This is a genomic window from Pseudomonas sp. SWRI22 (assembly GCF_014268395.2).
GTDB classification, from domain to species: domain Bacteria; phylum Pseudomonadota; class Gammaproteobacteria; order Pseudomonadales; family Pseudomonadaceae; genus Aquipseudomonas; species Aquipseudomonas paracarnis.
Window position 1 is genome coordinate 3,414,525 of the sequence record NZ_JABWQK020000001.1, and the last position, 25,928, is coordinate 3,440,452.

25 protein-coding genes are annotated in these 25,928 nt (G+C 60.6%); 7 read left to right on the forward strand and 18 right to left on the reverse strand.

All coding sequences use genetic code 11. The annotated features are described in order from the left end of the window. Positions 1–72: 72 nt before the first annotated feature. The 4 genes from HU730_RS15010 to HU730_RS15025 are packed head-to-tail and all read right to left on the reverse strand — an operon-like array spanning position 73 to position 4,699. The gene (locus HU730_RS15010; RefSeq protein WP_186527174.1) at positions 73–1,335 is read right to left on the reverse strand and encodes an HlyD family efflux transporter periplasmic adaptor subunit; all 1,263 of its coding nucleotides are present in this window, start codon (positions 1,333–1,335) and stop codon (positions 73–75) included. Beyond that, on the reverse strand, positions 1,325–2,803 hold the full coding sequence (locus HU730_RS15015) for a TolC family protein (protein ID WP_186527173.1): 1,479 nt from the start codon (positions 2,801–2,803) through the stop codon (positions 1,325–1,327). Before HU730_RS15015 ends, HU730_RS15010 begins: the two co-directional genes overlap by 11 nt. Then, complete coding sequence (locus HU730_RS15020; protein WP_186527172.1) at positions 2,796–3,995, reverse strand: ABC transporter permease; 1,200 nt, start codon at positions 3,993–3,995, stop codon at positions 2,796–2,798. Before HU730_RS15020 ends, HU730_RS15015 begins: the two co-directional genes overlap by 8 nt. After that, a complete protein-coding gene (locus HU730_RS15025; protein ID WP_034127896.1) occupies positions 3,992–4,699 on the reverse strand; it encodes an ABC transporter ATP-binding protein in 708 nt (235 codons plus the stop codon). The genes HU730_RS15020 and HU730_RS15025 overlap by 4 nt, the downstream gene beginning before the upstream one ends. A 355-nt stretch (positions 4,700–5,054) precedes the next feature. Here HU730_RS15025 and HU730_RS15030 point away from each other — a divergent pair, with 355 nt between their 5' ends. Together HU730_RS15030 and HU730_RS15035 are read left to right on the forward strand one after the other, a co-directional pair. Next, entirely contained in the window at positions 5,055–5,786 is a 732-nt protein-coding gene (locus HU730_RS15030) for a TetR/AcrR family transcriptional regulator (RefSeq protein ID WP_034127895.1), read from the forward strand. A 397-nt stretch (positions 5,787–6,183) separates the two neighbouring features. Next, a complete protein-coding gene (locus HU730_RS15035; RefSeq protein WP_186527171.1) occupies positions 6,184–7,944 on the forward strand; it encodes a hypothetical protein in 1,761 nt (586 codons plus the stop codon). 10 nt (positions 7,945–7,954) lie between these two features. On the opposite strand, the gene HU730_RS15040 is transcribed toward HU730_RS15035, so the two are convergent. Both HU730_RS15040 and HU730_RS15045 read right to left on the reverse strand, forming a co-directional pair. Next, on the reverse strand, positions 7,955–9,016 hold the full coding sequence (locus HU730_RS15040) for an FUSC family protein (protein ID WP_186527170.1): 1,062 nt from the start codon (positions 9,014–9,016) through the stop codon (positions 7,955–7,957). A gap of 163 nt (positions 9,017–9,179) precedes the next feature. Further along, a complete protein-coding gene (locus HU730_RS15045) occupies positions 9,180–10,796 on the reverse strand; it encodes an NADP-dependent glyceraldehyde-3-phosphate dehydrogenase (RefSeq protein ID WP_089042242.1) in 1,617 nt (538 codons plus the stop codon). Positions 10,797–10,934: 138 nt separating this feature from the next. Between HU730_RS15045 and HU730_RS15050 the strand changes: the two genes are divergently transcribed. Further along, entirely contained in the window at positions 10,935–11,795 is an 861-nt protein-coding gene (locus HU730_RS15050; protein WP_060764705.1) for a Dyp-type peroxidase, read from the forward strand. 20 nt (positions 11,796–11,815) lie between these two features. Here the strand turns inward: HU730_RS15050 and HU730_RS15055 are convergent, their stop codons facing one another. Next, the gene (locus HU730_RS15055; RefSeq protein WP_072446048.1) at positions 11,816–12,337 is read right to left on the reverse strand and encodes a DUF3087 family protein; all 522 of its coding nucleotides are present in this window, start codon (positions 12,335–12,337) and stop codon (positions 11,816–11,818) included. A gap of 113 nt (positions 12,338–12,450) precedes the next feature. On the opposite strand from HU730_RS15055, the gene HU730_RS15060 reads away from it, so the two are divergent. Further along, positions 12,451–12,630 carry a hypothetical protein gene (locus tag HU730_RS15060; protein WP_032902836.1) on the forward strand — a complete coding sequence of 60 codons (180 nt, stop codon included), beginning with the start codon at positions 12,451–12,453 and terminating at the stop codon, positions 12,628–12,630. Positions 12,631–12,642: 12 nt separating this feature from the next. Then, positions 12,643–12,843 carry a DUF6021 family protein gene (locus HU730_RS15065; RefSeq protein ID WP_032902837.1) on the forward strand — a complete coding sequence of 67 codons (201 nt, stop codon included), beginning with the start codon at positions 12,643–12,645 and terminating at the stop codon, positions 12,841–12,843. Positions 12,844–12,873: 30 nt separating this feature from the next. On the opposite strand, the gene HU730_RS15070 is transcribed toward HU730_RS15065, so the two are convergent. Next, entirely contained in the window at positions 12,874–13,110 is a 237-nt protein-coding gene (locus tag HU730_RS15070) for a DUF6555 family protein (RefSeq protein WP_003192128.1), read from the reverse strand. Positions 13,111–13,230: 120 nt separating this feature from the next. On the opposite strand from HU730_RS15070, the gene HU730_RS15075 reads away from it, so the two are divergent. Both HU730_RS15075 and HU730_RS15080 read left to right on the forward strand, forming a co-directional pair. Then, positions 13,231–14,064, forward strand: coding sequence for an arylamine N-acetyltransferase (locus HU730_RS15075; protein ID WP_034127890.1), 834 nt, complete (start codon positions 13,231–13,233; stop codon positions 14,062–14,064). 125 nt (positions 14,065–14,189) lie between these two features. After that, positions 14,190–14,942 (forward strand): outer membrane beta-barrel protein, encoded by a 753-nt coding sequence (locus HU730_RS15080; protein WP_034127889.1) that lies wholly within the window; start codon positions 14,190–14,192, stop codon positions 14,940–14,942. 62 nt (positions 14,943–15,004) lie between these two features. Here HU730_RS15080 and HU730_RS15085 read toward each other — a convergent pair whose 3' ends face one another. From HU730_RS15085 to nuoG, 10 genes are all read right to left on the reverse strand, one after another. Next, positions 15,005–15,319 carry a transcriptional regulator gene (locus HU730_RS15085; protein WP_089042244.1) on the reverse strand — a complete coding sequence of 105 codons (315 nt, stop codon included), beginning with the start codon at positions 15,317–15,319 and terminating at the stop codon, positions 15,005–15,007. Further along, complete coding sequence (locus HU730_RS15090) at positions 15,309–15,659, reverse strand: toxin (RefSeq protein ID WP_003192123.1); 351 nt, start codon at positions 15,657–15,659, stop codon at positions 15,309–15,311. Before HU730_RS15090 ends, HU730_RS15085 begins: the two co-directional genes overlap by 11 nt. A gap of 237 nt (positions 15,660–15,896) precedes the next feature. Beyond that, the gene (nuoN, locus tag HU730_RS15095; protein WP_003174731.1) at positions 15,897–17,360 is read right to left on the reverse strand and encodes an NADH-quinone oxidoreductase subunit NuoN; all 1,464 of its coding nucleotides are present in this window, start codon (positions 17,358–17,360) and stop codon (positions 15,897–15,899) included. Between the two features lie 7 nt (positions 17,361–17,367). Further along, positions 17,368–18,900: an NADH-quinone oxidoreductase subunit M gene (nuoM, locus tag HU730_RS15100; protein ID WP_014718913.1), complete on the reverse strand. Its 1,533-nt coding sequence runs from the start codon at positions 18,898–18,900 to the stop codon at positions 17,368–17,370. Between the two features lie 55 nt (positions 18,901–18,955). Continuing rightward, positions 18,956–20,809 carry an NADH-quinone oxidoreductase subunit L gene (gene nuoL / locus HU730_RS15105; protein WP_014718912.1) on the reverse strand — a complete coding sequence of 618 codons (1,854 nt, stop codon included), beginning with the start codon at positions 20,807–20,809 and terminating at the stop codon, positions 18,956–18,958. Further along, a complete protein-coding gene (gene nuoK / locus HU730_RS15110) occupies positions 20,806–21,114 on the reverse strand; it encodes an NADH-quinone oxidoreductase subunit NuoK (protein WP_003174727.1) in 309 nt (102 codons plus the stop codon). The genes nuoL and nuoK overlap by 4 nt, the downstream gene beginning before the upstream one ends. A gap of 2 nt (positions 21,115–21,116) precedes the next feature. Continuing rightward, the gene (gene nuoJ, locus HU730_RS15115; protein ID WP_003174726.1) at positions 21,117–21,620 is read right to left on the reverse strand and encodes an NADH-quinone oxidoreductase subunit J; all 504 of its coding nucleotides are present in this window, start codon (positions 21,618–21,620) and stop codon (positions 21,117–21,119) included. A gap of 9 nt (positions 21,621–21,629) precedes the next feature. Continuing rightward, entirely contained in the window at positions 21,630–22,178 is a 549-nt protein-coding gene (gene nuoI / locus HU730_RS15120; protein ID WP_003174725.1) for an NADH-quinone oxidoreductase subunit NuoI, read from the reverse strand. An 11-nt stretch (positions 22,179–22,189) separates the two neighbouring features. Beyond that, positions 22,190–23,197, reverse strand: a complete 1,008-nt coding sequence (gene nuoH / locus HU730_RS15125; RefSeq protein WP_003174724.1) for an NADH-quinone oxidoreductase subunit NuoH — start codon at positions 23,195–23,197, stop codon at positions 22,190–22,192. Next, complete coding sequence (gene nuoG / locus HU730_RS15130; RefSeq protein WP_186527169.1) at positions 23,194–25,908, reverse strand: NADH-quinone oxidoreductase subunit NuoG; 2,715 nt, start codon at positions 25,906–25,908, stop codon at positions 23,194–23,196. Before nuoG ends, nuoH begins: the two co-directional genes overlap by 4 nt. Positions 25,909–25,928 lie beyond the last annotated feature (20 nt).

The following is a 25,928-nucleotide window of genomic DNA, read 5'->3' on the forward strand; positions in this document are numbered from 1 at the left end:
GGGGCCGCTGCGCAGCCCAGCGGGAGCAAGCTCCCTCGCCACAGTGCAGCGTTCCCACATCTGGATCGAGGGTCAATGATTGATTCCCCCGATCCTCACCAACCCCGCTTCAAGCCCAAACACCTCAACCCCCTGCGGCGTCGATTGCCCGGTGGTGACCTTCACTCGCTCTACCGGTTTATCCATCGCCGCCCGATACTCCACCGTCATGTCCGCCTGGATCGCCTGGCTGGGAATCACGATCGCCTGGTCATTGTTATAAGTGATAATCGTCAACCTCGCACTCATGCCCAGGCGCACCCGTTGTAACTGCTTGGGCGTCAGGGTGGGGATCGACAAGGTCACCGGAAACTGCGCACTGCCCTGACTGTCGCTGGCGATGGCCAGGCCGCTGACCACGCTGACTGAACCTGTCAGCCGCTCGCCATCAAAGCCATCGCCCATCACTTCAACGGTCTGGCCCTGACGCAACTGGTTGATATCCAGCTCTGAGACCTTGGCCACGATTTTCAAGCGTTCGATATTGGCCAGCCCGAACAGCACCTGGCCCTGGCTGACCTTGCTGCCGGCCTGCACCGGCGCGTTGTTATTGCCGCCACCTTGAGCGGTACTGGTGCTGCCGGGCGCCGGTACCACGATGCCGGAGAAGGGCGCCTTGACCTCCTTGCCTTCGAGCAGTGTTTGCAAGGCTTCGTACTTCACCGTGGCATTGGTCAGCTCCATTTCGGCGATCTGCCGGTATTCGCCCTGGCCTTGGTCCAGGGCTTGTTGCAGCTCACTGCGCGCCGCCACCAAGTCCAATTGCTGTTGCTGGGTTTGCTGTTTGAGGTCATCCAGTTCGTTGCGCGGGATGATGCCGCGCTTGAACAGGTTTTCGCTCTCGGTGAGTTTGCGTTGGGTGTTGCCCGCGGTCATTTCAGCGGTGCGTAAACTGCGACGGGCGCGGCTGACGGTGGGGCTGCTGCCCCAGTCCTGCATTTCCTGCACGGTGCGTCGGGCCTTGAGTTGCGCGGAGAGGGCGTCGCGCAGCTGTACTTCAAGCGTCGCCGGGTCCATGCGCAACAGGACTTGGCCGGCCTCAACGCGCTGGCCTTGTTCGACCAGGTTGGCCAGCACATTGCCGTCGAACGGCGCCGTCAGGACGACGGTGGTGTCAGGTTCGATCTTGCCCACCAGCCCGATCTGGTGCACCAACGGGTCGGGCTTTACGGCCAGCCACTGTTCGCCTGTACCCGCCTGCTCAGCCCCGCTGCGTTGACTGAGCAGGGCGGCGGCCGCGCCGGCCAACAGCAGGAACAAGGCAACGGCCAGCAGGGATTTTTTATTAGTAGTCATTAAGGGCAATTTCCCAACTTTCCAGCGTCATGCCCAGGGTCAGGTCAAGCTGAGTCTGGGCGTTCAAATAAGCGATCAGCGCATTGAGCTGGGCGTTTTCGGCGTTGCGCAGGTCGGTCTCGAAGCTCAGCACCTGAAAGTTGGTGGAGCGCCCGGCGCTGAGCTTTTCCCGCTCGATCTCGATCTTGCGCCGCGACAACTCCACGGCGCGCTTGGATATTTCATATTGGCGCCAGCGGGTGCCAAGGTCACGTACCACATTGTTGACGTTGCGCTCCAGCTCCTGGCGGGCGTCGGTAATGCGGATTTCCTGGTCTTCTACATTTACCCGTGCACGCACTTCGGCCTGGCGCGTGCTGATATCGCCAATAGGGATTTGCACTTGCACCCCGGCGTAACTGTCCCAGGTGCGGTTATTGTTATGGTCGTTGTCGTTATCGGTGGCGGCGCGTATCTGGTTGGCGCCGGCGACCAGGTCCACCTGCCAGCGCCCGGAATCCTTGGCGATCACCAGGTCGAGGTCGGCCTGTTGGCTACCGAGCAGGGCAGCGAGGTATTCCGGTTGCTGGTTTTGCGCGAGGTTGAAGGCCTGCCGCTTATCGATCTCCATGGGGGTGGCTTCCAGTGCCTCGGTGGCACGCACCGGTGTCGACAGGTCCAGGGCCAGCAGGCGCAGCAACGCCAGGCGGCTGGTGTCGAGTTGGTTGCGCGCTTCCTCCACGCCTAATTGCTGGGTGGCGATATCGGCTTCGGTCTGCACGATCTCGAATTCGGCCATGCGCCCGGCGCTGATCAGCGCTTTGTTCACCTCCAGTAAAGTATTGGAGCGTTTGAGCGCTTCCTGGACGATCACCAACTGTTCCTGGGCGCGCAACAATTCGCGGTAGGTGGCGATGATCTGGCTGATGGTCTGCGCCACGGTGGCCTTGAGGTTCAGGCGGTTGGCCTGCTCGGCCAGGCGCGACAGGCGCAGCGGTGCGGTGGTGGCATCCCAGCCGGCCCCGCGCATCAGCGGTTGGATAATCGCAAGGTCCAGGCCGTCGCTGCGGTAGCGGCCGGCGCGGTTGGCGTTGTTCAACTGTTGGGTCCAGGCCATGCTCAAGCGCGTGCCGTATTCGCCGAGCAGGCTGCTGGTGGGCGCGACGTTGGCGTTGCGCGCATTGTCTTGGGAGCCACGGGTGCTGCGGTAATAGCTGTTGAGGGTGAGTTTGGGGTTGAACACATCTTCGGCCACGCGCAGGTCGAATTTCTGCGCCACCCGTTGCAGGTAGGCGCTGCGGATCGCCGGGTTATTACGCAGGCCCAGGTACACCGCGTCCCCCAGGGTCATGGTGGTGGTCTGGGCATTCAGCGAGACGCTACGCTCGTAGCCGCTGCGGGTGGTGCTGGGTGCCTGAGGGTTGATCACCACGTCGGCGGCCATGCCCGGCAGGCTGATCAGCATGAGCACTAGCAGGTACTTATTCATCGCGCAGGGCCTCAACCGGCTGCAAGCGTGAGGCCGACACTGCCGGGTAAATGCCAAAGAACAAACCCACCAGCAACGTACTGCCCACGCCCAGGGGCAGGGCAGCCACTGCCAACGCAAAGGCCCAGCCCGACAGCCACGCATACAGCCAGGCAGCGGTCATGCCCAGGACTGCGCCGCACAGCGCACCCACGGCGGTGAGGGTGACCGCTTCGAGCAAAAACAGGTTGCGGATATCCCGCTGGCGCGCGCCCAGGGCCATGCGGATGCCGATCTCACGGCGGCGTTCCGAGACGTTCATCAGCATCACGTTCATCACCCCGACACCGCCGCCCACCAGGGAGATCGCGCCGAGGGCCAGCAGCAGATAGGCGAAGGTGCGGCTTTGGCGGGTCATGCCATCGATCATTTGCTGGGGCACTGTGATGTCGACGCTATGGTCGGTGAGCTGGGGTTGCAGCGCGGCGGCGGCATCCTTGGCGATACGTTCCATGTCCTGTCCCGGCGCTGCGCGAATGATCAGGTTGTTGATCTGCGGGTTGGCGTAGATGCGGCGCATGCCCTCGGCGGGAATAAACAACGATTCGTTGGCTTGCACCGGCATCAGCATGGCCCTGGGCTGGTTGCGCAGGATGCCCACCACCAGAAACAGGTAATCGTTGATACGCACACGGTCGCCCAGTTGCAGCGGGTCACCTGGCGCGCCAAGGGCCTGGGCGAGTTGGTCGCCGATCACTCCGTAGGTTTCGTTGGCATCGAAGGGTGACAGGAAGCGCCCCTCACGCAGCGCCAGGCGCATGGCGTCCTGGATACCGGCAGTACTGCCGACAAAGTTGGCATTGGCGGTCCGCCCATGAAACACAATGGGCCCGCTGAACAGGCTGAGTGCGCCGATATGAGCAATGCCCGGCACTGCCCGCCGTACCGCATCCAGGTCGAGCTGGGTGCGCATCGGCACATTGCTGCTGCCCTTGGGCGGGAACTGGGCGATGAGGGTGTCGGTACCCATGTCCTTGAAAATCATCGCCGCATCCACCGCCGCGTTGTGGCCGATATTAATCAGCGCCACCACCGAGGAACTGCCGATGACGATCCCCAAGAGCGCCAGGATCGAACGCTTGCCCAGGGTACGCAGGCTGATAAAGGCTTCGTGCAGCAACTGGCTGAGGCTCTGCTCGACCCGCAGGCTCATGGGCGCCCGGCCTCATGCACCACGCCGTTGCACACCAGGATCTTGCGCTCCAGACGCTCGGCAATGTGGGGGTCGTGGGTGACGATGATCAGCGTCACCTGTTGGTCACGGTTGAGGTTCAACAGCAGGTCCATGATCTCTTGGGCGGTAGTGCTGTCGAGGTTGCCGGTGGGTTCGTCGGCCAGGATCACCGAGGGTTTGCCAACCAAGGCGCGGGCAATGGCCACACGTTGGCGCTGCCCACCGGAGAGGTCGGCGGGGCGATGGTGGGCGCGTTCGGCGAGGCCGACTTGTGCGAGCATGCGCTGGGCGTGTTCCACCGATTCATGCCGCGACACGCCGCGATAACTCAAGGGCAGCGCGACGTTGTCCAGGGCACTGAGGCGTGGCAGCAGGTTGAAGCTCTGGAACACGAAACCGATCTGCTGGTTGCGGATCGCCGCCAGCTCATCGGGGGTGGCGTTGAAAATATCGTGGCCGGCAAAGTGGTACTGGCCGCAGTTGGGCAGGTCCAGCAGGCCGAGGATATTGAGCAGGGTGCTTTTGCCGGAGCCAGAGGCACCGAGAATGCCGCAGCTGTCACCGCTGGCGATGGACAGGCACACGTCATTGAGAATGCTCAATTCTTGCCCGGCGAGCTGATAGCGCTTGCCGATGCCTTGCAGGGAAATCAAGCCGGGTTGCGCGGGGGTCTGTGTCATCATGACTACGCCTGCAGTCTCGACGGTACCGCCTTGCTCCCCGAAACTCTTTGTAACAAGTTCAGAAGCTGCCTGTAGCCGTCACGGACTGGTTTTATTTCTTGTTTTTAAAATATTGTTTGAATAGTAACTGCCTTCCGGACGCTTCGCCAGCCGTCGAGGTAGAGCGGTTTTACCGGTTGAAACGATTTTCTCAGCGGGTGTCAGAGGTGGGTAAAAACCCTACGATTTGCCTCAAAAGCCCGGATATAAGGGCTTTGCATGATATGGCGGAGTGTCACTACTTGCTTTCGACGGGCCGCCCCGGTATAAAAAATCAAATTATTTTTTAAAACAATATTTCCGCCGTGGAACCCATATGGTCGCGAAGAAACTCAGCGCTCCAAACGTTACCAAGACTCGATTGCTGGATGCGACAGAGGCTCTTTTCATCAAGTACGGCTATGACGCCGTGTTGCTACGGCAGATAACCGAGCGTGCCCAGGTCAACCTGGCGGCGGTGAACTACCACTTCGGGGACAAGGACTCCCTGATGAAAACCTTGCTGATGCAGCGCCTGGAGCCCCTCAACGAGCAACGCCTGGAACTGCTGGCGCGCTGTGAAGCCGAATCCGATGGCCCGCTCGATTGCGACACACTCCTGGGCGTGCTGTTTGCCCCGGCCATGGGCCTGGAGCGCAGCGACCCGGCCAGCGGGGAAGGGCGTTCGTTCATTCGCTTCCTGGGCCGGGTCTACAGCGACACCTCGCCGTTTATCCAGGAATACCTCAAGGTCCATTACCAGCCGGTGTTCCAGCGCTTCTTCGAAGCCTTCGCCCTGGCCCTGCCGGATTTGCCACGTAATGAACTGGGGGTGCGCCTGCAATTTGCCCTCAAGGCCATTTCCGGGGTCATGGCAGGCACCGAACTGCGCCTGCTGATGAACTCCATGAGCCTGGGCCGCCCGGCCACGGATGCCGAGGTGATGGCCAAGCTGATCACGCTGGTGTCGGCGGCGATTCGGGTGCCGCAGCAAAGCCAGGAAGCCGAAACGGCACTGGCCAAGGTGCTGGAAACCCAGCGCGCCCTACGCGAACACCACGCCCTGTAGGAGCGAGCTTGCTCGCGTAAAACGTCAACGATAACGCGAGCATTCTGGCTAACCGCGGCGTCATTGCGTTCTTCGCGAGCAAGCTCGCTCCTACAGAGGTTGGCCCTTTTTCGGAGCCAAAAAACAGGCAAAAAAAAGCCCGCTGGGGCGGCGGGCTTGATATGCAACGTTTGTAACGGATGAGGCTTCACACTACGTCTCTTGATGTGAATAAATCGTGAAAAAAATGTAAGAAAGATTAGAGTTTGAACCTATTAAATTTACGGCTGGCTTAATACCTTTCGTCGCACCCTGTTAACTCTGACAGTAGGCAAGTTTTTTGTTTGGGCGTTTGATTCGTCAAAGACGCGGCACATCGAAAACGGTGCACCGCGAGGCGTCGAACAAGGAGCGAAGAATGGTGCGTAACCTTGATAAGCACGTACTGGAACCCGTCGATATTCCATTGATGTATCCGCCGATTGCCGATGATGCGGAAGGCGCAGATGGCGGCATCGGCAGGCTGCATGTGACACGTGATCTTGTCGTTTACGTGGACTATCCCTTTTCTGCGCCGGTGGGCACCACATTCCAGCTGATATGGCATGGACCAACGCCGGTAGGTTTCTACCTGGTGCGTGATGGCGACCCTCCACGCACCCGCTTCCCACTCACTGTGCCCGCTCACTCGATCCTCGAGGGCTGGGCTGACGCGATGTATTGCAGAATCATCCCCGACAATGAGCCCCCTCAGCAGACCCCTCCCTTGCGCCTCAGGATCAACTTGCAGAGACCTGGTGGCAAGGCTCCCGAACCCACGGATAAAGGCCATGGCGGGTTGGTATTCAAACTTGAGCCACAGGTGGAGTTGGAAGGCGTCGATGAACAAAAAGCCCGGGATGGGGTGACGGTCACCTGTCACAAGTGGGAGAACATGGGCCCTTATGACCTGCTCACGTTGGTCTGGGGATCAGAAAAAGTTGAGCATCGGGTACAGCCGAATGAGGTGGGGCGTGACATTGAAATCACTGTGACCCCCGAGATGATCCTCGCTGCGGGTAACAGCGACATTCTCCCCGTGGCAATGACCGTCACGGGGAACACCGGCAATTTGCCGGATGAGGATGCAATGTGGTCGGTGGTCTCATACGTAGAGGTCTACACCGACAGTCAGCGTATGGAGCCGCCTTGGGTTGACTACCCCTTGACCGAATCCGAAATCAACTTGGCGAATATCGGTAACGACGCTGTACGGGTCGGTTTCTACCTGACATCGGAAGATGCCCATCGCTACACCCATGTCCATTTTTATTGGATTGGCACTCTAGAGGATGGCGGGACGGTTCCTCATTCCGAGATGCGAGAGCTGGCCGGTACCAAGGCTTATTATTTCGAGATACCCAATGCTGTGGTCGCCGCCATTGCCCGGGGGCGTGCAATTGTCTATTACGTACTCGATAGCCAGCACGGGAGTGCCCCCCGTTCGAACTATCGTCATGTGACTGTCATCGGAGAGATCAGGCAATGGTTGGCCCCCAGCGTGGAGGGCGAGTCCGATGGGCAGATTGATCCCGACCTTGCGCAGGTCAAGGTCCACATACCGGTCCAACCGGGCTGGCAATCATTCCAGGCACTGGAATTGATCCTTTTGGCCAGTGATGCCGGGGGCACTATCGAGCACCGTGTCGGCATTGATCTAGGTGAGTTGTCTGCCGCTGAGGATCAATTGACGGTGGTACTTGAAGGCGATGACCTCAGACGATTCAAAGGCCGTTTGGCCGACCTGTTCTATCGCGCAACCAAGGACGGCGAAAAGCCACGTGAGTCGTGGCGTCGATCATTGAGGATCGGTGAGCTGCAGCCGGACATGCCCGCGCCGATCGTTCGAGATGAGCTTGAGGGTGAACTCCACCTGGATAACGTGTCACCGTTCGGTACGCCTATCGACGCACCGTTCAGCGATGTGGAGTTCGGCGATTGGATAACGCTCTGCATCAAGGGCGTACACAGCATCGACCTGCCCAAGCAGGCGAACATTCCCGGCGTTGCTGTATCGTTTGACGTATTGCCTCAGGATCTGGAGCCCAATCGAGGTGAAGATACTTCGCTCTACTACACCCTAAAACGCGGGAACTTGCCCGAGCGCTATTCCCTGACTACACCATTGCGTATGGTTTGAGCGCTCTTGGTCAGATCTTCCAGTGCCGGGCGGTCTTTGCCAGGCGCTGGCGCATCCCATCCACATTCGCCGCCAGCTGCACCGTCAGCAACCGATACCCATCCAGCGCGCTGTACACCGGTGCATCAAGCGCAGGCTCGCTGGCATGGGCGTGACCGGTACGCTCCAACCGCTCCGTCACCCCCGATTTCAACGCGCGCGCCATACCCACCAACTGCACCCGGATTTGCCGATGCTCGGCCTTCAACATGACTTGCATCCGCGCCGTGGCCTGCTCATCACGCGGGTCTGGCCGGGTATTGCCCAGAATCTCCAGGGTGCTGATGCACAGGCGCAGGTGACGTTGGATCGCGTCCAGTTCAGTCATGGAAATCCGCACTTCCTTGGACACCGACGGCATCAACGAACGCAGTTGCACCATCGCCCCGTTCAAACGGTTGAGCAGCTTGAGGTGTTCATCGTCAGTCACGGACTGGCCATTGATGATCCGGCTATAAATCTGCGCGCAGTCACGCAGGGCGCTGGCCAGGTTGTAGCGCCACGAATACACGGCGTACAACGGCAAGGCAAAGGAAAACGCCAGGGCCAGCACAATGCCGATGAGGATATCGACGGTGCGCCACAGGCCATCGGAGATCGGGTTGTCGCCATGGCCGGCGACGATAAACACCGTGATCGCCGACAGCAGCGCGATATAACCGCCCTTGCCGATGGCGTGATAGGAAAAGAACCCGCACACCACGGACATCAACAGATAGGTGAGCAACGGCAGGCCGAAGTAAGCCTGTTGTACCACCAGCAGCAAGCCGACGCTGGCGCCGATCAAGGTGCCGTAGGCGCGCTCGACGGCTTTTTTGCCGATATTGCCGTGGTGCTGCAACCCGCCGATGACGATCAGCATGGTCACCGACGCCCATTCACCGTGGGGCAGGTTGAGGCCGGTGGTCAGTAGGATGGTTGCCAGCAAACCCACCGATACGCGCGCGGCGTGGATCAGCTTGGCATGGCGAAAGCGGCGGTAGGGGTCGAGCAAGGGGCGCAGCAGGCGCCGGGCAAAGAAGGGCAGGTTCATCAGTCTTAAAATGGCCTCAAATGTATGAATGTGCTCGATCAAATGTGGGAGCTGGCTTGCCTGCGATAGCATCACCGCGACCTGACTGAAAGACCGAGGTGCTGGCATCGCAGGCAAGCCAGCTCCCACACTGACCTGTCTGCACATTGGAACGGGGTTGGCTTCAGAAGATGTAGTCGGTGGTCAGGAAGCTCGAATCGCGGTTGCGCAAAATATCGCTGACCAACGCCTTGTTACTCTCCTGGAACTTGGTCGCCACCAAGGTGCGGATCGAGAACACGCGCAAGGCGTCATGCACCGACAACGTGCCCTCGGCCGAGTTCTTGCGCCCGTTGAAGGGGAAGGTGTCCGGCCCGCGCTGGCATTGGGCGTTGATATTGATACGGCCCACCTGGTTGGCGAAGGTGTCCACCAGGCGTCCCACTGCCACGGGGTCGGTGCCGAAGAGGCTCAACTGCTGGCCGAAGTCCGAGTCCAGCACGTAGTCGATCACGGTCTCCAGGTCGCGATAGGGCACGATCGGCACCACGGGGCCGAATTGCTCTTCGTGGTAGACGCGCATCTGCGGGTTCACCGGGTACAGCACTGCCGGGTAGAAGAACGAACCACGGCTGCTGCCGCCCTCGGGGTTCATGACCTTGGCGCCATGGCGCGCCGCATCGGCCACCAGTTCGCTGAGGTAATCGACCTTGCCCACTTCTGGCAGTGGCGTCAGCGCCACGCCATCCTCCCACGGCATGCCGGGCTTGAGCGTCGCCAGCTTGGCGTTGAATTTCTCGATAAAGCGCTCGACCACGTCTTCATGCACGAACAGGATCTTCAACGCGGTGCAACGCTGGCCGTTGAACGACAGCGAACCGGTGACGGCTTCGTTCACCGCGTTGTCCAAGTCCACTTCGGGCAGTACGATCCCCGGGTTTTTGGCATCCAGGCCCAGCGCAGCACGCAAACGGTGCGGCTTGGGGTGCAGCTTTTTCAGATCACTGGCGGCCTTGTTGGTGCCGATAAACGCAAAGATGTCGATCTTGCCGCTGGCCATCAGCGCGCTCACGGTCTCGCGGCCGCTGCCGTAGATCACGTTGATCACCCCGGCCGGGAAGCTGTCACGGAAGGCTTCCAGCAAAGGACGGATCAACAGCACACCCAGCTTGGCCGGCTTGAACACCACGGTATTGCCCATGATCAAGGCCGGGATCAGCGTGGTGAAGGTCTCGTTCAACGGGTAGTTGTAAGGCCCCATGCACAACGCCACGCCTAGGGGGACGCGGCGGATCTGGCCGAGGGTGTCCTGCTCCAGTTCAAAACGACTGCTACGGCGGTCGAGTTCCTTGAGGGCATTGATGGTGTCGGTGATGTAGTCGCAGGTACGGTCGAATTCTTTCTGCGAGTCCTTGAGGTTCTTGCCGATCTCCCACATCAGCAGCTTGACTACCGCATCGCGCTGTTCGCGCATGCGCCGCAAAAACGCTTCGACGTGCTGGATACGCTCGACCACGCGCATCGTCGGCCATGCACCCTGGCCACGGTCGTAGGCGCGCACGGCAGCATCCAGGGCGGTGAGGGCGGTGTCGGCATCCAGCAACGGCGTGCTGCCGATGTGTACACGCTCATCACTCAGTTGCACGGGGCTTTGCACGCGGGCGAGCGGGCCGTTCCACACCTGCAACTGGCCATCGACCAGGTATTCACGTTGTTCAATGGGCGCCGCCAGGCGAAATTGCTCGGGAATCTGCGCGGTGGAGGTGGGAAACAGCTGGGCGAGCAGGTTGCTGGTGGTCATGTCGCTACCCCTGGAATAGTTGCAAAACATGACTAGAGAGTCACCCAACAAGCGGCTCTAACGCAAGGCTTGCGCGCATTCTTGTTCGCAGGGTCGTGTACGCCGGGTAAACTGCGCGGCTTTTCAGAAGGAGTTCACATGAGTCAGTACCAGCCGGGCATTCTTGCCGCACCGGTGCCTTTGCAGGCCCGCCATCTGTTTTTTGCCCTGGATTCGTTGCAAGCCGTGCCCGCTGCGCTGGACGCGCTGGTGCAGTTGACGGATGCGGCGGCCGTGGTGGGGTTCGGTGAGCCGCTGGTGAAAGCGCTGGGCGCCCAGATCCCAGGGCTGCGCTCATTCCCGGCCGTTAGCGGCCCTGGCGCGCACAACCCGTCGACTCAGCAGGCGCTGTGGGTATGGTTGCATGGGGTGGATCGCGGTGAGTTGTTGCTGCGCAGCCGTGCCGTGGAAAAAGCGCTGGCTCCGGCGTTTCGCCCGGTGCAATCGACTGAAGGTTTCCGCTACAAGACCGGCTTTGACCTGACCGACTACGAAGATGGCACCGAAAACCCCCACGACGATGCCGCCGTGCAAGCCGCGCTGACCGACACCGGCGCCAGCTTCGCCGCGATCCAGCAATGGCAGCACGACCTTGACGGTTTCGCCGCATTGCCTGCCCAGGAGCGTGACCACATCATTGGCCGCCGCCATGGCGATAATGAAGAGCTCGACGATGCCCCCGAGTCAGCTCACACCAAGCGCACCGCCCAGGAAAGCTTTACCCCGGAAGCCTTCGTGGTGCGCCGCTCGATGCCCTGGGCCGAGAATGGCCAGGCTGGGTTGATGTTTCTCGCCTTCGGGCATTCCTTCGAGGCGTTTGAGGCCCAGCTTCGGCGTATGAGTGGGTTGGAAGATGGGATCGTCGATGGCCTGTATCGCATCAGTAAGCCGTTGACCGGAGGCTATTACTGGTGTCCGCCGGTCAGGGAAGGGCGCCTGGACCTGAGTCTGGTTTTTTAACCGCCTTTTTGCCTGCTCCCTCAAGCGCTTTTGAGCGCTTCCAGCCACGCGGGATCGAGCCGGGTTTGTTCGGTGTCGATCCCCAGTGCGTGCATCTTCGCCTTGTGTGCTTCGATTTCGCCGACCAGTTGCGCCTGGGCGCTGGAGTTGGCGTCCAGCTCGTGCATCTGCGTCAGCCCCAAGTGATAGAAGCGCAACAGCTTGATGGCTGCCGGGTCGTTGGCCTGCACCCGCTCGGTGACCTTGTGCATGACATTGGTCACGCTCATCAGGCTGCGCTTGAGTTGCCAGCCATACACCGCTGGCGCCAACCAGGCCTGGCTCCAGAACGGGCCACGCACCAGCGCGACCGTGATCAACACGCCGGCGAAGACGCCGCCGACGTTGAAGCGAAAATTGTCACCGCCAGGCTCACCGAACAGCATCACCGCCAGGCTCGACAGCAGCATGGCCAAGGCCAGGAACAGCGCCGCTACGATCAACGTGCTACGGCGGGTCTGTTGGCGATAGGCAGTGGGGTCGCAGGGTTTGAGTTCGAACATCCGGGCAGGTCTCCAAAAAGGGCGGTCATCTTCTCACGCCTGGCGTAATGAAGTTGAACGATGGCGCGGGGCGGTTTCTCTAAAATGATGAACCCCTCATGAGGTCAGTCATCATGTCTGAACACAAGCAGCCACCGCCAGGTACACCGGATCCGAACCGTACGCCGGGCGAGGAGGAGCGTGATAACGATGCGTTGCGCCCCAACGATCCCAAAGAGCGCGGTCCGGACAACGATGTCGAGCGCGTAGAAGAAGACCTGGAAAACCTCCACGACAGAGCCCGCCCGCTTTAGCAGGAGAATATGATGAACAAACCTACCGATGGTCCCTCTTCCAACGAACACGCCAGTGGCAAGGATGAACTGGGCTTCGACCCGGACTCGCCGGATGTAGCCGACCCACAGGTCGATCCCATCGGCCCGGCTATTGCGCCGTTGGACAAAAAGGACGACGAGACAGCGAAAAAAAAGCCGCCCTACGATCCGTTGGGCGACTTGAAGCAATGAACCGAGCCCCGCCGTTGTGCGGGGCTTTGTTTACCTGGGCGGCGACCAGCTGACGTCGCTGATACCGTATTTTTCCGCCCAGGGCCGGGTGGTCTTTTTCACCTGTTCGTGACCTACGCGGCCGATGCGGCTGACATGGGCAATGTCGGCATCGACGGCCGCCCAATGCCAGGCCTCGGCGTTGTTCATCACTTCGGCGCGCACCACGAAAGACTTGGGTTTACCGTGTAGCTGATAGTGGACGGTGTAGATTTTTGCGGTACTCATGCTGCCTCCCAATCTTGTTATAGATGGATAGGCCGGCGCTCCAAAAGGTTCATTCAAAATGACAACGCACGCAGAGGCGCGGCATAGTGACGCTCTTGCCCTGCGCCCAAGGATCGCGCCATGCACACACTCACCGATAGCCGCCTGTACCTGCAACGCCTGGGCTATGCCTCGCCACCGCCGCCCACCCTGCAAACCCTGCGGGACTTGCAACTGCGCCATGTGTGCAGCTTTGCCTTTGAAAGCCTGTCGACGTTGATGCATGCACCGGTACCGATCGACCTGCCCAGCGTTGAGCGCAAGGTGCTGCACGAGGGGCGCGGCGGCTATTGCTACGAGTTGAACCAGCTGTTCCTGGCACTCTTGCAGGAACTGGGCTTCGACGCCCGTGGCATCACCGGGCGTGTGGTGATCGGCGGCCCACCGGACGCCCACACTGGGCGCACCCATCGCTTGAGCCTGGTGACCCTCGACGGCGTGCGCTATATCACCGATGTCGGTTTTGGCGGCATGGTGCCTAGCAGCCCGTTGCAACTGGACAACGACGCACCCCAGGCCACCGCTCATGAGCCTTATCGCCTGACGCTCAAACACGGCAGCTACACGCTGTGGGCGCAGGTGGGCGAGGAGTGGCGTGGCCTGTACGTGTTCGATCTGCAAACCCAGGCCGACATCGACTATGAAATCGGCAACTGGTACGTCTCCACGCACCCAGGCTCCCCGTTTGTAGGGCAGTTGAAAGCCGCGTTGCTTGCGCCTGGCAGGCGCCATACGTTGGCCAACGCCCGCTATGCGGTTCATTACCTGGATCGGCCCAGCGAGAAGCGCAAGCTGGAGAGTGCTGATGAGTTGCTGACGTTATTGCGCGACACCTTCGGCATTTGTTTGCCGGCCCAGCCGCAACTTCGCGAAGCGGTTGAGCACCTGATCAGGGCCGATCTCGAAGAGTATTGAGATAGAGCCTTCGCTGAACCGTTTTTTCTCCATTTTGGTGCAAATCAGTTCGAACTTTTTGCAAACACCAAGGTTCGAACCGATTCCTGAATACTTTGCCCACCTTAAAATGGAGATGTAAAACGATGTCCAAACTATTCGGAAAATTCCTCAAGAACACCTCGTTGCTGGCCCTGGTGGCTGCGCCTGGCGTGGTGTTCGCAGCACCTTCCACCGATCCGATTTCCACGTTCGGGATCATGGGCAGCTACAACGACTTCAAACTTGAAGGCGGCAGCGAAAGCGACAAGGACCACATGCCCGAAGCCGGCCTGTTCTACAACTTCGGCAACAAGCTCACCGCCGAGTCGGGCTTTATCTACCAGGCCGGTATCGAAGCCAAGTACGGCGAAAAAAGCGATAACAAACTCAAGGAAGGCCAGGCCGACCTCGACCTCGGCTGGCGCGCCGCGCTGGATGCGCGCAACTTCGTCGATGTGATCGTGGGCGGTGGCTACACCTGGACCCGCTACGAGCCGGACACCAATGGCTACGACATGAAACTCACCAACAAGTCGCCGTTTGCCAAGGCAGCCCTGGGCTACAACCACCAGTTCGATGACATGACCCTGCGCGTTGAAGCCGGCGCCCGTCACACCATCGACGGCCGCGCCAAACTCAAGGTTGACGGCGTTGGCAGCGACAGCGTGGACCTCAAGGACCGCACCAACCCTTACGCCGAAGTCAGCCTGCTGATGAACCAGAAGGGTGACCTGCCAGTGATGGCGGGCCTGTACTACACCCGCACCGAGTACAAGCTCGATAACGACTCCTATGTGGCCGACAACACCAAGCTCAAGCGTGATGAGTATGGTTTCAAGGTGGGTATCGCGTTCTGACGCTGTTTGCGCTGCAAAAACGCCCCGAATGCTCGGGGCGTTTTTTGTGCGGCTATTGCCGGTCAGCCCAATGCGGCAAGTTGCGCCACGGTTTCCGGAAAGCGCGCCACTAGTCGTATCAACGTGACAGCCTGCGCATTCGGCTTGGCCCGGCCTTGCTCCCAGTTCTCCAGGGTGCGGGTGTTGGTGCGCAGGTACATGGCGAATACCGAGCGGGACAGGTTGAGTTGCTGGCGTACGGCGATTACCTCGTCAGCGCTGAGTGGCGCCAGCTTGTTGAGGTGCGCTTTGTGGGTGCGCAGGGTGATTTTTCCCTGGCGTTCACCAGCCAGGGCGTCGAAGCCTTCGACCAGTTCGGAAAAGATTTCACGTTTCATGGTGTGTTCTCGCTTTGATTTCCCTGTCTAGCATGTGTTTAAGGGCTTTTTTATGTTGTGGCGTCAGGTCGTTCTGTTCGTGTTTGCCGTACAAAGTGAATAACCAGAATTGCGTACCGCCTGACCACCAGTAGTAAATGACCCGCAGGCCACCGCGCTTGCCTTTGTTTCGTCGCTCATCGACGAAGCGAACCTTTCTCAACCCGCCCGTTCCCTCGATCACGTCTCCCGCTTCTGGGTTTTTCATCAACTCCTGCTGAAAACCGTGAAAAAGCTCATCGCTCAGATAGTCCCTGCGATGCCGTTCGAATGCCGGCAGTTCGATAAATAGAGCATCCATGTTCTGTACGTAGCCTGCGTATAGTTTGGTAGCCCACTCGCTATGGGTCAAGCGCCCAAGCTGTGGGAACTTTCTTAAAACGCAAACACCTTAAGGCCGCATCCAGCGGGGTAGATGCCGGATGAGGAGGCAGATTGAAGAGGAAATTTCAGCGAGTAGGGAAGGGAAAAGCCAAGCTACAGAAACGCAAAACGGCGCCCAAAGGCGCCGTTCTGTTTACTGCATCAACCTAAGCGATCAAACGCCCAGCACCGCGTGCTGCACCAGGGTGAGCAACGGTTGTGGGTACACGCCCAGGAAGAACGCGAGCAGGGCGATGGCTAGCAGCATGACGCCGCCTGCCTTCTGTTCCCAATGCAGCTCGGCATCCACACGGCGCAGGTTTGGCTCGATCAGGTACAGGGTGACCATCACGCGCAGGTAGTAGAACACGCCGATGGCGCTGCCCAGTACCAGCGAGGCAACCAGCCACCATTCGTGGGCTTCGACACCGGTCGCGACGATGTAGAACTTGCCGATAAAGCCCGCCGTCAGCGGAATACCGGCCAACGACAGCATCATCACGGTGAGCACGGCGGTCAGGTACGGACGGCGCCAGAACAGGCCGCGGTATTCGTACAGGGCGTCGGCGTCACGGCCTTTGTACGGCGACGACATCAAGGTGATGACGCCGAACGCACCCAGGCTGGTGATCACGTAGGTGACCAGGTACACGCCGATGGCTTCTACAGCCAAGCCTTTGCTCGCCACCAGGGCGATCAGCAGGTAGCCGAAGTGGGCGATGGACGAATAACCCAGCAGGCGCTTGAGGTTGTTCTGGGTCAGGGCCAGCAGGTTACCGAACAGGATCGACGCAATGGCGATCACGGTCAGCACATTGCTCAGCACGCCGGTGTTGGCGGCAGGGGAGATCTGGAACAGACGCACCATCACTGCAAACACGGCCACTTTCGACGCAGTCGCCAGGAACGCGGCCACCGGCGCCGGGGCGCCTTCGTACACGTCCGGGGTCCACAGGTGGAACGGCACCAGCGACAGCTTGAACGCCAGGCCGATCAGCATCATCGCCAGGCCCAACTGGGCAATCGGCGCCGGGCTGTTGGTGGCGGCCAGCGCGTGGCCGATACCGGTGAAGCTCAGGCTGCCGGCTTCGGCGTAGAGCAGGGCCATACCGAACAACAGGAACGCGGAACCGGCGGCCGACAGCACCATGTACTTGATGCCGGCTTCCAGGGAGCGCTTGTTGAAGAAGGCGTAGGCCACCAGGCCGTAGGTCGGGATCGACAGCAGTTCCAGGCCGATGAACAGGCCCGCCAGATGCTGCGCGCTGACCAGCACGATACCGCCGGCCGCAGCCAGCAGGATCAGCAGGTACAGCTCTTCGCGGTTGCCCGGGTAGCCGGTGCCGCCTTCGCCGAGGTAGGCGTGGGCGAGGGTGACGCAGGCCAGGGTCGCCACCAGGATCAGGGCGATGTACAGCAGCGCGAAGTCATCGACCATCATCAATGGCGTGACTGCCAGTGGCGCGACCTTGAGGGCCGGGATGATCGACAGCAGGGCCAGGTTCAACCCGGCGCAGGACAGCAGGAACGTTTGCGAGTGATTGCGGCGCCAGGCGATTGCCAGCATCACCACTACGATGGTGAGGCTGGTAATCAGCAGCGGCGCAAGCGCGATAAAGTGTTGGATCGTGAATTCCATAGCGCTCTTACCGGGCCGAAGCGAGTTGAGAGAAGGCGGTGCCGAACCACTGCTGCACGCCATGCATCGTTGCGGCAGAAGTGTCCAGGAACGGTTGCGGGTACACGCCGATGAAGATCAGCAACACCGCAAGGCCGAGCACCATGATCAGTTCGCGCGCATCCATCCCTTGCAGGACGGTGTCGGACTTGGCCGGGCCGAAATAGGCGCGGTGGATCATGATCAGCGAGTAGACCGAACCGAACACCAGGCCGGAGGTGGCGATGGCGCTGATCCACGGCGTCTGCACAAAGGCACCCATCAGGATCAGGAACTCGCCGATGAAGTTACCGGTACCCGGCAAGCCCAGCGACGCGGCGGCAAAGAACAGGCTGATCGCCGGCAGGTAAGCGATGCGCGACCACACGCCACCCATTTCACGCATGTCACGGGTGTGCAGGCGCTCGTACAGCTGGCCACTCAGGATAAACAGCGCAGCGGCAGAAACACCGTGGGCCAACATCTGGATCACTGCGCCTTGCAACGCCAGCTGGCTGCCGGAGTAGATACCGATCAGTACGAAACCCATGTGGGAAACGGACGAGAAGGCAATCAGACGCTTGATGTCGGTTTGCGCGAAAGCCAGGAACGCACCATAGAAGATCCCGATCAGACCCAGGGTCATGGCAATCGGCGCGAATTCGGCCGAAGCATTCGGGAACAGCGGCAGGGCGAAACGCAGCAGGCCGTAGGCAGCGGTCTTCAACAGGATACCGGCCAGGTCCACGGAACCGGCAGTCGGCGCCTGGGCGTGGGCATCAGGCAACCAGGAGTGGAACGGCACCACCGGCAGCTTCACCGCGAAGGCGATGAAGAAGCCCAGCATCAGCACGTACTCGGTGGTCAGCGACATCTTGGTTTTCAACAGGTCGGCGTAGTTGAAGGTAATCACGCCGGTGTTGTTGAAGTTCACCAGTACCAATCCCAGGATCGCCACCAACATGATCAGGCCGGAAGCCTGAGTGAAGATGAAGAACTTGGTCGCTGCGTAGATCCGGGTTTTCTTGCCGTCCGAAGAACTGTGACCCCAGAGCGCGATGAGGAAGTACATCGGCACCAGCATCATTTCCCAGAAGAAGAAGAACATGAACAGGTCCAGCGCCAGGAACACGCCGACAACGCCGCCCAGGATCCACATCAGGTTCAGGTGGAAGAAGCCCACGTGACGCTGGATCTCTTTCCAGGAGCAAAGTACCGAGAGGATACCCAGCAGGCCGGTCAGCAGGATCATCAACAGCGACAGGCCGTCGAGGGCCAGGTGCACGTTGATGCCGAAGCGCTGGATCCACACGTGCTTGAATTCAAGCGCGAAGGTGGGATCGACGCCCGGTGCCGGAGCGAATGAATAGTCACCATGGGCCCACAGCCAGAGGCCGAGCGCGAGTTCCAGGGACATGGTCAGCAACGCAATCCAGCGGGGGAGGGTGGCGCCGAAGCGTTCACCCATCCAGCAGAGCAGGCCGCCGATAAAGGGGATCAGGATTAGCCAGGGCAGAATCATGACGGGCTCGTTTCCTTTCGCAAGTTCGCAAAGTACGCAGTGCACTTAAACATAGTCAGACCGCTACCACGACGATGGCGCCGATCACCAGAACGGCACCCGCCGCCATGGACGCTGCATACCAACGCAATTGGCCGGTCTCGCTGCGGCTCAGGGCGGTGTGACCGGCCTTGGCGGCACGCGGGATCAAACCGATGGTCTGGTCGAGCGGGTCTTTGCGCAGCACGTGGCTGATCGCAAGGTAAGGTTTGACGAACAGTTTGTCGTAGATCCAATCGAAGCCCCAGGCAGCGAACCACCAGGCCGACAGGAAGCGACCAATGCCACTGTTGGCCACGGCAGTCACGAAGCGACGCTTGCCGAGGAACAGCAGGGCCGCCAGCAGGATACCGGCGATGGCGATGGCGCCCGAGGCGATTTCCAGGCTGTGCTGGGCTTCGCCGCCGGCATGGCCGACGCTTTGTGGCAATACACCGTGCAGTGGCGGGGTGATCATCGCACCGACGAAGGTCGACAGGATGATCAGCACCGACAGTGGCAACCAATGGGAGATGCCGTGGCCTGCGTGCGCTTCGGTCTTGGCTTCACCGTGGAAGGTGATGAAGATCAGGCGGAAGGTGTACAGCGAGGTCATGAACGCACCTACCAGGCCTGCGTACAGCAGGTTCTGGTTACCGCTGGCGAAAGCTTCCCAGAGGATTTCGTCCTTGGAGTAGAAGCCTGCGGTTACCAGCGGCAGGGCCGCCAGGGCGGCACCACCGACGATGAAGCTGGCGTACGCCAGTGGCAGTTTCTTCCACAGGCCGCCCATCTTGAAGATGTTCTGCTCGTGGTGGCAGGCCACGATCACGGCGCCGGAGGCGAGGAACAGCAGGGCCTTGAAGAACGCGTGGGTCATCAGGTGGAAGATCGCCGCGTCCCAGGCGCCGACGCCCAGGGCCAGGAACATGTAGCCGATCTGGCTCATGGTCGAGTAGGCGAGGATACGCTTGATGTCGGTCTGCACCAGCGCGGCGAAGCCGGCCAGTACCAGGGTCACGCCGCCGACGATACCCACCAGGTGCAGGATGTCCGGCGCCAGGGTGAACAGGCCGTGGGTACGGGCGATCAGGTAGACACCGGCGGTTACCATGGTGGCGGCGTGGATCAGTGCCGATACCGGGGTAGGACCGGCCATTGCATCCGCCAGCCAGGTTTGCAGCGGCAGTTGCGCAGATTTACCCACGGCGCCACCCAGCAGCATCAGGGTAGCCAGGGTGATCCAGAAGTCGCCGACCTGGAATTTCTGCGGTGCCAGCACCAGCAGTTCCTGGATGTTCAGCGTGCCCACTTGTTGGAACAGGATGAACAGGCCGATGGCCATGAACACGTCGCCGATGCGGGTGACGATAAACGCCTTGAGTGCTGCGTTACCGTTGTTGCGGTTGCTGTAGTAGAAACCGATCAACAGGTACGAGCACAGGCCCACGCCTTCCCAGCCGAAGTACAGGAACAACAGGTTATCGCCCAGCACCAGGAACAGCATGCTGGCGATAAACAGGTTGGTGTACGAGAAGAAGCGCGAGTAGCCCGCTTCACCGCGCATGTACCAGGACGCGAACAGGTGGATCAGGAAGCCCACACCCACCACCACGCCGAGCATGGTGATCGACAGGCCGTCGATGTAGAGGGCGAAGTTGGGCTTGAAGCCCTCGACCGCCATCCACTGCCACAGCACCAGGGTGTAGTGACCACCTTCGGGCGGCGCCACGTTGAATTGCCAGATGACGTAGGCGGCCACGATGGCCGACAGGCCGATGGAACCCACGCCGATCAGGGCCGAGAGGTTCTCCGACCAGCGCCCGCGAGAGAACGACAGCAGCAGGAAACCGATCAGGGGGAATACGAAAGTCAGAAAGATCATGTTCATCCGCGCATCTCACTGGCAGCGTCGATATCAAGCGTGTGGAAGCGACGATACAGCTGCAGCAGGATCGCCAGGCCAATACTGGCTTCGGCGGCTGCCAGGCTGATCACCAGGATGAACATCACTTGCCCATCCGGCTGGCCCCAACGTGCGCCTGCCACGATGAACGCCAGTGCCGCAGCGTTCATCATGATTTCCAGGCTCATCAACACGAACAGAATGTTACGGCGAACCATCAGGCCGACCAGGCCAAGGCAGAACAGGATGCCGGCGACCGCCAGACCATGCTCCAAAGGGATAGCAGGCATCGTCATTGCTCCTTGGCTTCGTTGCGGCCCAAGTGGAAGGCAGTGATGGCTGCGGCGAGCAGCAGCATCGAAGCCAGTTCGACCACCAGCAGGTACGGGCCGAACAGGCTGATGCCCACGGCTTTCGCGTCTACGGTGGTGTGGCCGATGGCCTGGCCGCTCTGGTGAGCGAACAGCACATACAGCAGTTCACCCAGCAGCAGTGCTGCGAGGACAACCGGGCCGAGCCAGATGCCGGGCTTGAGCCAGACGCGCTCCTGGGCGACCGAAGCCGGCCCCAGGTTGAGCATCATCACCACAAACACGAACAGCACCATGATGGCGCCGGCGTAGGCGATCACTTCCAGCACACCGGCGAACGGTGCGCCGAGGCTGAAAAAGGTCATGGCCACGGCGATCAGCGAAATGATCAGGTAGAGCAGGGCGTGCACGGGGTTAGTGTTGGTGATCACGCGAAGCGTGGACACCACTGCAATACCCGATGCGAAATAGAAAGCGAATTCCATCTTTCTTCCTTAAGGCAGCAAGCTCTTCACGTTGATCGGCTCGGCTTCGTTTTGTGCGGCGCCTTTTGGCTTACCGGCAACGGCCATACCTGCAACACGATAGAAGTTGTAATCAGGGTTTTTACCGGGACCAGAGATCAAAAGATCTTCTTTCTCGTACACCAGGTCCTGACGTTTGAACTCGGCCATCTCGAAATCCGGCGTCAGCTGGATCGCGGTGGTCGGGCAAGCTTCCTCGCAGAGGCCGCAGAAAATGCAGCGCGAGAAGTTGATGCGGAAGAAGTCCGGGTACCAGCGACCATCTTCGGTTTCAGCTTTCTGCAGGGAAATGCAACCCACCGGGCACGCCACGGCGCACAGGTTGCAGGCTACGCAACGCTCTTCGCCGTCGGGGTCGCGGGTCAGTACGATGCGGCCGCGATAGCGCGGCGGCAGGTACACCGCTTCTTCGGGGTATTGCAGGGTGTCGCGTTTGCGAAAGCCGTGACCGAACACCATCACCAGGCTTCGCAACTGGGTACCGGTACCCTTAACGATGTCGCCAATATATTTGAACATGGGTCAAATCCTCACTGAACCGCGGCAGCGGGCGTGTTCAACAACACGACGGCAGCCGTCACCAGCAAATTGATCAGGGTCAGCGGCAGGCAGAATCTCCAGCTGAAATCCATCACCTGGTCATAGCGCGGGCGCGGAATCGAGGCGCGCAGCAGGATGAACAGCATGATGAAGAACGCGGTCTTCAGGAAGAACCAGAAGAAGGCCAACTGCGGCAGGATGCCGAACGGACCGTGCCAGCCGCCGAAGAACAGCGTGACCAGCAGGGCCGAGATCAAGATGATGCCGATGTACTCACCGACGAAGAACATGCCCCACTTCATGCCGGCATATTCAATGTGGTAACCGTCGGCCAGTTCCTGTTCCGCTTCCGGCTGGTCGAAGGGGTGACGGTGAGTCACGGCCACGCCAGCGATGAAGAAGGTGCAGAAGCCGAAGAACTGCGGAATGATGAACCACAGGTTCTGCGCCTGGTACTCGACGATGTCGCGCATGTTGAACGAGCCAACCTGCACCACGATGCCCATCAGTGCCAACCCCATGAACACTTCATAGGATACGGTTTGGGCCGAGGCACGCAAGCTGCCCAGCAGGGCGAACTTGTTGTTGCTCGACCAACCGGCGAACAGCACCGCGTATACCGACAAACCGGCCATGGCGAAGAAGAACAGCAAACCGATGTTCAGGTCCGCCACGCCCCAGGTCGGGGTGATCGGGATGATCGCAAACGCAATCAGCAAGGCGCTCATGGCTACCACCGGTGCCAGGGTGAAGATCACCTTGTCGGCAAACGGCGGGGTCCAGTCTTCCTTGAAGAACATTTTCAGCATGTCGGCAGCGATCTGGAACATGCCGAACGGGCCAACGCGGTTCGGACCGTAACGGTCCTGCCACCAGCCCAGCAGGCGACGTTCGACGAAGCTGAGCAGGGCGCCCGCGACGACCACGGCCAACAGGATCACGATGGCCTTGACCACCGAGATGATCACGTCAATTACTTCCGGCGTGAACCAAGTCATTGCGCTGCCTCCTGCAGACCGTCAACGGTTTTGCCGAAAATGGCAGGCGGAATACCGGCGATGCCTTTAGGCAGTGCAACCAGGCCGGCACCCAACTCATCGTTGATACGCAGCGGCAGACGCAAGGTCTGGCCGGCCACGTTGAGGCTGAGCAGGGCACCGTCGTTGACGCCCAGGCGGTCGGCTTCGGACTTGGCCACGGAAACATAGGCGGCAGGAATGCGCTCTTGAACCGGCGCGGCCTTGGAAGAAGTTTCTTCGCTGCCGAACAGGTGGAAGAACGGCACGACTTGCCAAGTGCCCGGCGCCGGGTTGAACGGACGCGGTACCGCAGCGAACCAGTTCAGCGAGTCACCGCTGGTTTCGATCAGGCGAGTGCCCGGGTCGCCAGCGCGGATGTGACCACCGACTTCGTCCTGGAACTTGTTCCAGGCTTGCGGCGAGTTCCAGCCCGGCGACCAGGCAAACGGCACCTGCTGACGGGGTTCGGCCGAACCCGAATAACCTTCCATGGAGAAGGCAAACGCGGTGTCGTTGTCTTGCGGGGTACGTGGCTCGTGCACGCTGATGTCAGCACGCATGGCGGTACGACCGGAGTAACGCAGCGGCTCACGTGCCAGTTTCAGGCCCTTGATGCGGAACGCGGCAGAAGGCGCGGCATCCACGATACGAGCAAGCTGCGGCGCGCTGGCGGCGGTGGCAGCGGTCACGTGGTCGAGTTGGGTCCAGTCGATCGGCTGGTTCAGCAGGGTGGCGCGCAGGGCATGCAGCCAGCGCCAGCCTTCGTGCACTAGGATGCTGGCGTCCATGTACTTCGGATCGAACACCTGGAAGAAGCGCTGGGCGCGGCCTTCCTGGCTGACCAGTGTGCCGTCGCCTTCGGCGAAGGTGGCGGCTGGCAGCACCAGGTCGGCGCGGTCGCTGGTGGCGGTCTTCTGGTGGTCGGCGACGATCAGCACTTTGGCCGCGTCCAGTGCAGCGTCAACCTTGGCGGCAGCGGTGCGGGTGTACAGGTCGTTTTCCAGCACCACGATGGCGTCGGCGTTGCCGTCGATCACCGCTTGCAAGGCCGCGTCCACGGACTCGCCACCGAGCATTGCCAGGCCCAGGCTGTTGGCTTCCGGCACCACCAGGCTGATGGAGCCATTTTTGTCGCGCAGCTTAAGGGCCTTGGCGATGTTGGCGGCGGCTTCGATCATCGCCTTGGAGCCCAACGAGGTGCCGGCAATGATCAGCGGGCGCTTGGCCGCCAGCAGGGCGTCGGCAATGCGCTGAGCCAACTCGACAGCTTCAGCGTCCAGGCCTTCAACGGCGGGTGCGCTGGCGTCGAGGGCGTGGGCCACGGCGAAACCGAGGCGCGCCAGGTCGTCCGGCGCGGCGTGTACGCATTCTTCAGCGATGTCGTCGAGCTTGGTTTCAGCCAGGGAAGCGATAAACAGCGGGTTCAGCGCGTGCTGGCCGATGTTCTTCACGGCGGCGTCAAGCCAAGGCTGTACGCGCATGGCGTCGGCCATTTCTTCGGCCTTGCCTTTGACCGACTGACGCAGCGACAGCGCGATGCGTGCAGCGGTCTGGGTCAGGTCTTCACCGAGTACGAAGATCGCATCGTGGTCTTCGATGTCGCGCATGTTCGGCACTGGCAGCGGGCTGTCGTTCAGCACTTGCAGGACCAGGCGGATGCGCTCCAGTTCACCGGCTTCGATGCCGCTGTAGAAATGCTCTGCACCCACCAGTTCACGCAAGGCGAAGTTGCTTTCGAGGCTGGCGCGTGGCGAACCGATACCGACGATAGTGCGCCCGCGCAACAGGTCGGCGGCTTTATCCAGCGCGGCGTCCAGGCTCAGCTTGGCGCCATCGGCCAGCAGCGGCTGGCGCGGACGGTCTTCGCGGTTTACGTAGCCATAGCCGAAGCGGCCACGGTCGCACAGGAAGTACTGGTTGACCGAACCGTTGAAGCGGTTTTCGATACGGCGCAATTCACCGTAGCGCTCGCCCGGCGAGATGTTGCAACCGCTGGAGCAGCCATGGCAGATGCTCGGTGCGAACTGCATGTCCCACTTGCGGTTGTAGCGCTCGGAGTGGGTCTTGTCGGTGAACACACCGGTCGGGCAGACCTCGGTGAGGTTGCCGGAGAATTCGCTTTCGAGCACGCCGTCTTCAACGCGACCGAAGTACACGTTGTCGTGGGCGCCGAATACGCCGAGGTCGGTGCCGCCGGCGTAGTCCTTGTAGAAGCGCACGCAGCGGTAGCAGGCGATGCAGCGGTTCATTTCGTGGGAAATGAACGGGCCGAGGTCCTGGTTCTGGTGGGTACGCTTGGTGAAGCGATAACGGCGCTCGTTGTGGCCAGTCATCACCGTCATGTCTTGCAGGTGGCAGTGACCGCCTTCCTCACAGACCGGGCAGTCGTGGGGGTGGTTGGTCATCAGCCATTCGACAACGCTGGCGCGGAACGCCTTGGATTCTTCATCGTCGATGGAGATCCAGGTGTTGTCGGTGGCTGGGGTCATGCAGGACATGACGATACGACCACGGGTGTCGTTTTCGTCTGTGTATTGCTTGACCGCACACTGGCGACAGGCACCGACGCTACCGAGAGCGGGGTGCCAGCAGAAATACGGGATGTCGAGGCCGAGTGACAGACATGCCTGTAACAGGTTGTCCGCCCCATCGACTTCGAGCGCTTTGCCGTCTACGTGGATAGTGGCCATGGTTCAAAGTTCTTCGTTGG

Bases quoted from the DNA above. Each gene is read 5' to 3' on its own strand.
- HU730_RS15080 (WP_034127889.1), top strand. From the start codon at position 14,190: ATGTCCAAACTATTCGGAAAATTCCTCAAGAACACCTCGTTGCTGGCC.
- nuoJ (WP_003174726.1), bottom strand. From the start codon at position 21,620: ATGGAATTCGCTTTCTATTTCGCATCGGGTATTGCAGTGGTGTCCACG.
- HU730_RS15055 (WP_072446048.1), bottom strand. From the start codon at position 12,337: ATGTTCGAACTCAAACCCTGCGACCCCACTGCCTATCGCCAACAGACC.
- HU730_RS15090 (WP_003192123.1), bottom strand. From the start codon at position 15,659: ATGGATGCTCTATTTATCGAACTGCCGGCATTCGAACGGCATCGCAGG.
- HU730_RS15060 (WP_032902836.1), top strand. From the start codon at position 12,451: ATGTCTGAACACAAGCAGCCACCGCCAGGTACACCGGATCCGAACCGT.
- HU730_RS15015 (WP_186527173.1), bottom strand. From the start codon at position 2,803: ATGAATAAGTACCTGCTAGTGCTCATGCTGATCAGCCTGCCGGGCATG.
- HU730_RS15020 (WP_186527172.1), bottom strand. From the start codon at position 3,995: ATGAGCCTGCGGGTCGAGCAGAGCCTCAGCCAGTTGCTGCACGAAGCC.
- HU730_RS15075 (WP_034127890.1), top strand. From the start codon at position 13,231: ATGCACACACTCACCGATAGCCGCCTGTACCTGCAACGCCTGGGCTAT.
- HU730_RS15070 (WP_003192128.1), bottom strand. From the start codon at position 13,110: ATGAGTACCGCAAAAATCTACACCGTCCACTATCAGCTACACGGTAAA.
- HU730_RS15040 (WP_186527170.1), bottom strand. From the start codon at position 9,016: ATGAACCTGCCCTTCTTTGCCCGGCGCCTGCTGCGCCCCTTGCTCGAC.
- HU730_RS15050 (WP_060764705.1), top strand. From the start codon at position 10,935: ATGAGTCAGTACCAGCCGGGCATTCTTGCCGCACCGGTGCCTTTGCAG.
- nuoK (WP_003174727.1), bottom strand. From the start codon at position 21,114: ATGCCTGCTATCCCTTTGGAGCATGGTCTGGCGGTCGCCGGCATCCTG.
- nuoN (WP_003174731.1), bottom strand. From the start codon at position 17,360: ATGGAATTCACGATCCAACACTTTATCGCGCTTGCGCCGCTGCTGATT.
- nuoH (WP_003174724.1), bottom strand. From the start codon at position 23,197: ATGACTTGGTTCACGCCGGAAGTAATTGACGTGATCATCTCGGTGGTC.
- HU730_RS15010 (WP_186527174.1), bottom strand. From the start codon at position 1,335: ATGACTACTAATAAAAAATCCCTGCTGGCCGTTGCCTTGTTCCTGCTG.
- HU730_RS15045 (WP_089042242.1), bottom strand. From the start codon at position 10,796: ATGACCACCAGCAACCTGCTCGCCCAGCTGTTTCCCACCTCCACCGCG.
- HU730_RS15065 (WP_032902837.1), top strand. From the start codon at position 12,643: ATGAACAAACCTACCGATGGTCCCTCTTCCAACGAACACGCCAGTGGC.
- HU730_RS15085 (WP_089042244.1), bottom strand. From the start codon at position 15,319: ATGAAACGTGAAATCTTTTCCGAACTGGTCGAAGGCTTCGACGCCCTG.
- nuoG (WP_186527169.1), bottom strand. From the start codon at position 25,908: ATGGCCACTATCCACGTAGACGGCAAAGCGCTCGAAGTCGATGGGGCG.
- nuoM (WP_014718913.1), bottom strand. From the start codon at position 18,900: ATGATTCTGCCCTGGCTAATCCTGATCCCCTTTATCGGCGGCCTGCTC.
- HU730_RS15025 (WP_034127896.1), bottom strand. From the start codon at position 4,699: ATGATGACACAGACCCCCGCGCAACCCGGCTTGATTTCCCTGCAAGGC.
- HU730_RS15030 (WP_034127895.1), top strand. From the start codon at position 5,055: ATGGTCGCGAAGAAACTCAGCGCTCCAAACGTTACCAAGACTCGATTG.
- nuoI (WP_003174725.1), bottom strand. From the start codon at position 22,178: ATGTTCAAATATATTGGCGACATCGTTAAGGGTACCGGTACCCAGTTG.
- nuoL (WP_014718912.1), bottom strand. From the start codon at position 20,809: ATGAACATGATCTTTCTGACTTTCGTATTCCCCCTGATCGGTTTCCTG.
- HU730_RS15035 (WP_186527171.1), top strand. From the start codon at position 6,184: ATGGTGCGTAACCTTGATAAGCACGTACTGGAACCCGTCGATATTCCA.